The following is a 7,458-nucleotide window of genomic DNA, read 5'->3' on the forward strand; positions in this document are numbered from 1 at the left end:
GAAGCAAACCTGTCCACCATCAGCCTTAAATAAATTTTTTAACAGCTTAATAAATTTTTTCTGTAGAACTTCATCGTTACAATATTCCCGATATATCAAATCCCATTCATCCATAATAAAAATGAATTTGGTATTCAAATCCTGAGTAATCGCAAGTAAAGTTTCCAAAAGTCCTGTGTTTTCAATCTGATGTTTTTCGAGACACCCTGCAAATTCACTGCTTGATTTTAATTCTTTAATTATTGAATACTCGAAATAGTCAACCAGATCATTAACGCCATCTACCTTCTGTTTCTTGTTGGAATAGCCGTCAAACAATCCGTCAATGGTATTCATATCAATATAAATGACATTGTATTTGTTGAGGTGTTTTTCGTAACTGTCTTTAAATTCATTGTTCGTTATTTTTAGATTATCAAAAATCTTTTGACCGGCATATCCTTTGGAATAGTAAGCTGACAGCATATGAGCTGTTACAGTTTTTCCGAATCTGCGGGGACGAGTTACAGCAAATAAACAATTTTGAGAGTTTATCTTTGCAGACATCTTTTCTATAAAATCTGTCTTATCTATAAAAATTTCAGAATCTTTGAATTTAACCAGTCTTATAAAGCTGTTATCCTTGTCAGGATTCAGAATATTTCCCATGATTTTAATCTCCCCCCGAACTCAACACCATCGACTGTCATTTTATCACAGCACCGAATTTTTATCAGTGATACAGGACATAACTTCCTGTTAACAATTAGCCGTACTGTTCATATGTCAGTAATTTAACTAGTACCAGCAAATTATTCAACTGTTATCTTAAGCTTAATCTGCGAACAAGTCGTTCATCAAAATGCTACCATTTACTCATCATCCGTTTAAACTTTTCAACCTCTCTGGCACAATCGCAATCCGTCATTCCGGCTTTGTACCTTTCTTTCGGATGAGCCTCGTAGTATTCCTCCTGAAATACCACCGCCCAGTAGTTAAACTCGGTGGTGGGATATTCCAGAACTTCAGAGATTGGGCGGTGGATTTCCCGGGCAATTCTCACCACCAGTCTGAATACGAAACTGCCCCGGATTAGTTTTTTAGGTAGTTCTCACTGGTGATATTGAGAGCCGAGAAGGCATTCACCAGTGCGTTCAGCACCTTATTCGGTACTGATTCCATAAAATGTCAATATATTTTCTGAGAAAACAATAAATAGTTATATAAAAACAAATACTTATCACAATGTCCGAATTAAAATTGGATGTTTGATAATTCTGCTCTTAAAAAACTGATTTGGTGTGTTAATAATAGTAAGTGTTAACGATCTGTGGTTTGATTTGCAGATGGAAGATTAAAGATAGTATAGGTGCATTTTTATTATTACATCATGCAAAGATAATGAGGCCTCGCCAATTGTTTTTATTTAAATATTGGAGGTTAAGTATGTCCAAGAATTCCCTTAAAAAAAGTTCATCAATAATGGATATAGCACATGCCTATGCTTTAGGTTGGGAATGTTCCCGAAAAAGACATGTCGAAAAAGGAAACATTTGTGGAGAAGACGATATAACTAAATCAGAAAATGTGACAACCAAAGATATTGAACTGGCATTTATGAAAGGTTTTGCATTTGCTGCCGGTATTGAATGTGGTAAAAAGCATCGACGGGAGCTGATTATATCAACAAATAATAAAGTGAATTTCATGAATTCGTCAGGATGTTTTCTGAATAATGCGAATGATACTATTGAATACAGCCAATCTTTTGACGACATAATTGCTGAAGATCGTTTTGTAACACTCTATACCAAAACAGGCAGACCATATCCTTATTTCTTTGATGAATTAAGTGAAGAAGAAAAAGCCAAACTTGATAAAGATCCTGTTACCGGGGGCAGATATGATTACGTTAAATATTGTACCAACGGTTCCATCTACGATGTTCATCATATAATAAGTGCTGAGGCTCTCAAGGTCACAGGACTGCTATCCTATAATACAGCGCCATACATTCGAATGCTTAAAAGAGATCATAAGAAAACAAAATCACACGGACACATGAATAATTCAAAAGTTTATAGAAACCGACAAATTGAACTTATTCAACTTGGAAGAATAAAAGAGGTCATTCTGGAAGAAATAAATACTATCCGTTCGCTATTTGGAGCCAGGTATGACAGGGAAATAAAAGAAATGGTGAAATTCGTAAAAAAATTGGAAGACAACAATTGGGAGGTTTAATATGAAAGTTTTTGAATGGATACCAAATAAATCAATCGGCGATCTGATCTTCAACATGACAAGGGATGAAGCCAGAAAGGTTATGGGGAAGGCTGTTTATATCCCTTGGTTTAAAGGCAGATCAGACTTCTATGATGAATACAGTATACGTTTGGATTATGATGAAAACGGCCTTCTCGAAGCGGTTGAATTTCTGGGAATGGAAAAGGGCTTTTTTGAAGTCTGGTATAAAGGGAAATTGATATACCCTAAATATGAAAAACATTTCTTTAGGATTTTTGATAAAAAACTTTTTAAATCTGATGATACATCGTCGTATCAGTACAATGGACTTAATGTCAGTGTCACATGGAATAAAGATTATGGCCCGTCTTTTGGTGTGGCTAGAGAACATTATTGGGATGACTCTGATAAAAGGATTGAAGAATGCTTTCGTCTAGATAAACTGTCATTCAAATTAAAACCCGATATGACTAGGGAAGAAACACGAGAAATTCTTAAAGAGAAATCTGATAAATTGATGGTTAGGGGACGTGGTGATATCTATTCCAGATATCTGTTAGTTATATTTGATGAAAATGACAGAATGGTGTCTACAAAATATGACTATGACAGAATGTAGTCGGAATGGGTAGCCTATGAGCTTCTTGACGGTAAACTGATCCGCACCGAGGAGGTGAAGGTGTCCGCAGTTTTTTTGGTTCTATTTTTCGCGGATACTGAGTTTACAGGCGAAAAAATGTCAATATCAGAAAAAGCTTATGCCTTAGCTGTCTGCGGAGAAAACAGTATTTAATCTACGCATGTTTTGCATAGATTAAATGCCTTTATCTCCGCAAAATCTGTATATTATCCGCTCTGCAGGTATGCATACTTCCCGGAAAAACACATGCAAGGAATAATTTCTCATGCAGGATATAATATATCTCCAGGAATGGTTGAAGGCTTCAACAATAAGATCCAAACGATGAGAAGAAAGGTATATGGATTCAACGATGATGAATATTTCTTTCTAAAGATTATTGATATTTCTAAATAAGTTTAATGATTATTTCCAATTTGTTTTTATGAAGAGCCCTTATTTTTCGGGAATTTCACTGTCAATTTTTTCCATACAGGCCAGAATATAATGGGTGCTTCTTCCGGCTCCTTTTTGCTCCAGTACCTTATTTTCAACAAGATAGTTAATTGAACGTATGGCCGTATCCTGGGAGCATTTACATATTTTAGCCCATTTGCTGGAGGTGAGATTTCCCTCAAAACCGTCCAGCATCATGGTGATGATTTTTTTCTGATTGCTATCCAGGGCTATTTTATTAAGCTTCTGCCATGTCATGGCCTTGGTAACAATTTTATCAACGAGCCCGGAGGATTCCCTGAGGGAGTTAAGCAGCGTTTCCAGAAACCACTGAATCCACATGGTTACATCAAGAGATCCTTTCTGAGTCTGCTCAAGTATTCTGTAGTAATCGTTTCTTGCCTTAAGGATCTGGCCGGACATACTGTAGAACCGGTATAAGGATTTGTCAGCCCGGGAGAGCATTAATTCCGTTATGGCACGGGCAATTCTGCCGTTACCGTCATCAAAGGGATGCAGGGTAATGAACCAGAGATGGGCCAGGGATGCTTTTATTAATGGATTTATGTTGCTGTCGGATTCAATCCACTGTAAAAAATCATTGATATATTCCGGAAGCTTTTCGGCAGGAGGGGCTTCGTAGTAGACATAGCTGTTTCCGAATTTAGAAGAGACCACCTGCATTGGCCCCTGGGCATCGTCACGTATTTCTCCGGTGCGGATTTTGTACATTCCGCTGTATCCTGTCGGAAAAAGAGATGCCTGCCAGCTGCATAGACGTTCCAAAGTCAGCCTGTTCCGGAAATTGCATCTTGCGTCAGTCATCATTTCCACTATACCTTCAATATAATGACTGCTGGCAGTCTGAACTGATTCCGGCATATCGAATTTTCGGGCTACTGAAGATCGCACTTCCTCAAAGTTCAGGTGTTCTCCCTCAATGGCACTGGACTTAACTATTTCATCGGTCATATCGGTGAGAAGAACTTCCTTTTTAAAAATTGATTCCACGGCATTCATCTTGCCGATAACGGTTCCTAGCAGAAACGTAACTTCAAAAAGTAATCCGGACAGCCGGTGTTCATCCCAGCGGAATTCCGGCCATTCCTGATGTTCGTAAATATACATAATATCTATCTCCGCACTTACTGCATATATTATAGCATTAATCTACGCTGATTTTGCGAAGATTAAACCATTAATCTATTCATGATAACGCTCAATAATTATAGGCACTTCTGCTTGTATTAAACCTAAACTCCAATCGTTTTGGAGGTAAACTTTTTCGATCTTTATACAATGCAGAGATGCAAAACTAATCCGAAGGCAGAGAAGAGATCAGCAGAACTCTTTCATAGAGGACTGAACTTCGGCGGGGTGAAGCATGCAGAAGAACCACTTTTTTTTCGGCCATATCAATAATGTAACCATAAGTCAGGATGGAGATGCATTCAGCGCAAGCTTCAGCATTTGCGTACAGGATGATTCAATCAATACGGTGACAGCCCCTGAAAACATTGCGGTAGGAATACATTTCTGTCCCGATGCAGAGTAGTGTAATTATAAAATATAAATATTATATATAAAGATCACAATTACAAAAATCAAAACAGACAATAATCTAGTCACGTTAAATAAATAATAATAGACTTAATATTAGCATGGCGTTCATACATGTAAATTTAACAATAAAAAAATTGGAGATTTATCATGATGTACATAATTGATCATTCCAACGGTCAAAAAATTCTGGACATTGATAATAGTTGCATCAGAGATCATCGTACAGGAAACAAGTTATTTGATTTTGATAATAAATGCATCAGAGATCACCGTACCGGCAATAAATTATTGGATATTGATGGTAATTGCATCAAGGATCACCGCACCGGCAGTAAGTTACTGGACATTGATGGTAATTACATCAGGGATCACCGCACCGGCAGTAAGTTATTTGATATTGATGGAACTTACGTAAAAGATCATCGTACAGGAAAAAGGCTGTATGATTTTAATGGTTATACTCTCTTATCGTATCCGTACATGTTTGCGGTACTTCATGCACTTGATGTTTTCTAAACACCGATTGTATAAGCCGTTCTGACAGGCATTATCACAGATGTCCTATACTGCTTAAAGGAAATTAGTCGAAAACAATGTCTGAATTTTGGCCTGTTCATTAAAATGAACAGGCCTTTTAGATTTTAAGAATTAGTAAAAGGTTATGTTATGTTAGCAGAATTTAAGAATTTTATTTATTTGTTTATTGACAAGGATAAATTCCGTCCCGTTGTTAAATTTGAAATTTTTATCAGTGTGCTGATAGTGTTCAATGCCATCTCTGCCGGTATAATGATTACTCAAAGGAATGAATGGCTGGAATACTTTGACCATGCCTGCACTGCCATTTACTGTTTTGAAATACTTGTTCGGTACATTGCCTGTGCATCGCCGAAGAAATTTTTCTCCGATCCCTTACAGCTCTTTGACATTATCATTATTTTGTTTTGTTTAATTCCTGAAACTATCTTCTTGAATACTAATATTCTTCTGTGTCTCAGAGTAATCCGAATATTGCGAATTGCTCGTTTTATAACGCTAAATCGAGAAATGAGCACAATCATCAAGGTTCTTCTGAAATCAGTCATGTCTCTGTATAAGATCATGGGTTTGATGCTGGTATTTTTATATGTGTTTGGAATTGCTGGAATGAGTATGTTCAGAATGCCAACAGATGATTATCATGCAGATCGTCAGAATCTATATATAGAATTTATTAGTGAAACTGATGACTATTTTGCCGGTGATCGAATCGATCCGTTTGGCAGTGTTTCTGAGTCAATGCTGACTCTGTTGAAAGTAATTACCGAACAGTCATGGAGTTCATACAGAAACAGCCTGATTATCGCTTCTAAAATGAAAATAATTGATGTTCCTTCATGGGTTGTAAGTTTATATTTTTTAAGCTGGTTTATGTTCGGAGCTTATTTGCTTTTAAATTTGGCAATGGGGGCAATTATTCAAAATTATGATGAACTTTATTCAAAAGTTAATGCTCAGAAAAGAGAACAACAAATTCATGAAAAGGTGGAAGAATTGGTCAATGAACTACTTAAAGACCTGAATGATGGAAATCTGTCTCTAAATGAAAAACAGCGACTTATTCAAAAGGCTTTTAATATAGCAAAAAAATAGTTTCTGCGGCAGCCGTTAAAATGAATCGTTAAAGTTTGCGTGAACCAAACTCCGTAGAATTCATGCGGCTCTGAATATCAGATAAACTCCTGGGATATAATATAACTTATATAATCAGGAGTTTTTCATTATGGTTAAAGAAAAAGACTGTTCACGGAATCCAAATGACTGATGAGAAATGTCAGAAATACGTAAGCTCAGACAGTGACTATTGTCGTAAAGGTCATAAAAAGAAAACCGTCAATACCGGAAATGCCGTTGAAAGTCTTAATACGTCTTACCTAAAACTTAATTACCGGAGAAGCGTATCTGCATGCGACCTGGCCTTACTGGAAGATCTGTTTTTTCACATTTGAAGTGACCAAAAATACACCATGCTTTCATGAAACCGGACATAATCTGTGGTAAATTTCGGATAATGCATGAAAACCGGGGGAGTTTTTGATTTTTTTATGTCCCCGGGACAAAAGTCTGGACAGCTTTCGTCCGGGGATTATGTTGTTATTTTTAATAAAAAACGACATATTACAATAAAAATAGTTGATTGATTTATTTATAAAATATAGATTTTTGCTTATAAAAATAAATAGGTATATTAACGATACAAAAGCAGTGGGTGTGACATAAAATTCGTGTATTCCTGTTAAGTCTGTTAATATTAAAGACTTAATTGGAGTTATATGAATATGGCAAAAAAAGATATTAAGCGAAATCCAGCTGCTGAAAAAATTGCAGATTTAATTCTCAATAATTATGACGTACAAAATGCTAAGGACGTTAATGAAGCCTTAAAGGACGTCTTTGGACCTATTTTTGAGAAGATGCTTAATGCCGAAATGGATGCACATCTTGGTTATGATAAGAGTTCATCCGAACCAAAAGAAACCGAGAATCGCAGAAACGGCTATGGCGAGAAGACCATTCATGGTTCCTTTGGTGAAACCTCAATATCCGTTCCCAGA

11 protein-coding genes are annotated in these 7,458 nt (G+C 36.4%); 8 read left to right on the top strand and 3 right to left on the bottom strand.

All coding sequences use genetic code 11. The annotated features are described in order from the left end of the window. Together BMY80_RS11395 and BMY80_RS11400 are read right to left on the bottom strand one after the other, a co-directional pair. A partial coding sequence (locus BMY80_RS11395) for an AAA family ATPase (protein ID WP_245730177.1) occupies positions 1–648 on the bottom strand: 648 nt, incomplete at its 3' end. Between the two features lie 196 nt (positions 649–844). Further along, positions 845–1,042, bottom strand: a complete 198-nt coding sequence (locus BMY80_RS11400) for a hypothetical protein (protein WP_093143797.1) — start codon at positions 1,040–1,042, stop codon at positions 845–847. A gap of 383 nt (positions 1,043–1,425) precedes the next feature. Between BMY80_RS11400 and BMY80_RS11405 the strand changes: the two genes are divergently transcribed. The 3 genes from BMY80_RS11405 to BMY80_RS12725 all read left to right on the top strand — a co-directional run bounded on the left by BMY80_RS11405 (position 1,426) and on the right by BMY80_RS12725 (position 3,262). Next, positions 1,426–2,223 carry a hypothetical protein gene (locus tag BMY80_RS11405; protein WP_093143787.1) on the top strand — a complete coding sequence of 266 codons (798 nt, stop codon included), beginning with the start codon at positions 1,426–1,428 and terminating at the stop codon, positions 2,221–2,223. A gap of 1 nt (position 2,224) precedes the next feature. Further along, the gene (locus tag BMY80_RS11410; protein ID WP_093143789.1) at positions 2,225–2,845 is read left to right on the top strand and encodes a hypothetical protein; all 621 of its coding nucleotides are present in this window, start codon (positions 2,225–2,227) and stop codon (positions 2,843–2,845) included. A 186-nt stretch (positions 2,846–3,031) separates the two neighbouring features. Then, positions 3,032–3,262 carry a transposase gene (locus BMY80_RS12725; RefSeq protein ID WP_093143791.1) on the top strand — a complete coding sequence of 77 codons (231 nt, stop codon included), beginning with the start codon at positions 3,032–3,034 and terminating at the stop codon, positions 3,260–3,262. Positions 3,263–3,301: 39 nt separating this feature from the next. Here the strand turns inward: BMY80_RS12725 and BMY80_RS11420 are convergent, their stop codons facing one another. Next, positions 3,302–4,429, bottom strand: a complete 1,128-nt coding sequence (locus BMY80_RS11420; protein ID WP_093143793.1) for a Fic family protein — start codon at positions 4,427–4,429, stop codon at positions 3,302–3,304. A gap of 256 nt (positions 4,430–4,685) precedes the next feature. On the opposite strand from BMY80_RS11420, the gene BMY80_RS12295 reads away from it, so the two are divergent. The 5 genes from BMY80_RS12295 to BMY80_RS11440 all read left to right on the top strand — a co-directional run. Further along, the gene (locus BMY80_RS12295) at positions 4,686–4,856 is read left to right on the top strand and encodes a hypothetical protein (RefSeq protein WP_177178585.1); all 171 of its coding nucleotides are present in this window, start codon (positions 4,686–4,688) and stop codon (positions 4,854–4,856) included. A 155-nt stretch (positions 4,857–5,011) separates the two neighbouring features. Next, positions 5,012–5,380, top strand: a complete 369-nt coding sequence (locus BMY80_RS11425) for a hypothetical protein (protein ID WP_031579791.1) — start codon at positions 5,012–5,014, stop codon at positions 5,378–5,380. Between the two features lie 150 nt (positions 5,381–5,530). Continuing rightward, positions 5,531–6,496, top strand: coding sequence for an ion transporter (locus BMY80_RS11430; RefSeq protein WP_031579790.1), 966 nt, complete (start codon positions 5,531–5,533; stop codon positions 6,494–6,496). Positions 6,497–6,660: 164 nt separating this feature from the next. Beyond that, entirely contained in the window at positions 6,661–6,852 is a 192-nt protein-coding gene (locus BMY80_RS11435) for a hypothetical protein (RefSeq protein ID WP_093143795.1), read from the top strand. Positions 6,853–7,182: 330 nt separating this feature from the next. Continuing rightward, positions 7,183–7,458, top strand: a 276-nt coding sequence (locus BMY80_RS11440; protein WP_177178586.1) for a transposase, incomplete at its 3' end; no start/stop codon positions are given.

Origin of the sequence: Ruminobacter amylophilus, assembly GCF_900115655.1 — a bacterium.
Lineage (GTDB): Bacteria > Pseudomonadota > Gammaproteobacteria > Enterobacterales > Succinivibrionaceae > Ruminobacter > Ruminobacter amylophilus.